At 54.1% G+C, this 566-nt stretch carries 1 protein-coding gene; it reads right to left on the reverse strand.

The window, feature by feature from the left end; genetic code table 11:
- A partial coding sequence (locus tag QEH52_RS20095; RefSeq protein WP_308952752.1) for an IS5 family transposase occupies positions 1-335 on the reverse strand: 335 nt, incomplete at its 3' end.
- Between the last annotated feature and the right edge of the window lie 231 nt (positions 336-566).

Below are 566 nucleotides of genomic sequence, written 5' to 3' on the forward strand. Positions count from 1 at the left end.
TCGTGCCGCTCCGCCCCTGTGAGTATGAAGCCCAGAGGGTATCCCAAGCCGTCGCAAGCCATGTGGATCTTCGTCGATAGACCGCCTTTGCTCCTCCCCATTGCTTGCTGGAAGTTGGCCTCTTTGACACGCGATGCGTCCTGATGAACACGTACGCCCGAACTGTCGATCATGAGGTATTCTTCGTCAGCGAGTTCGTCGCGAAAATATCCGAGCAGATGGGACCACAATCCAATCTCCGTCCATCTACGGAAGCGCGCATATACCGACGGCCAAGGCGGGAAGCTCCTCGGCAAGTCGCGCCATGGTGCTCCCGTCCGGAGTATCCAAAGCATCGCTTCCATCATTTCCCGGTCATTCTTCGGCTTACGCCCCCGGCGTCGGATCCCCGTCAGCGTACCGCGAAAATCATTAATTTTTTTAGGCCTGACCAGGCCTCGTCGTTCAATTGGGTTCGATCTTGTTGCATGACAGCTGCTAATGCTGAATACTGTCGCCGGGGATGCAAGTAGGAAGCTCATGAAGATTGCGTTGTACGTGAATCTTTAATTTAAAACACTACCTAG

This window comes from Thalassobacterium maritimum, assembly GCF_031127805.1.
Classification (GTDB): domain Bacteria; phylum Verrucomicrobiota; class Verrucomicrobiia; order Opitutales; family Coraliomargaritaceae; genus Thalassobacterium; species Thalassobacterium maritimum.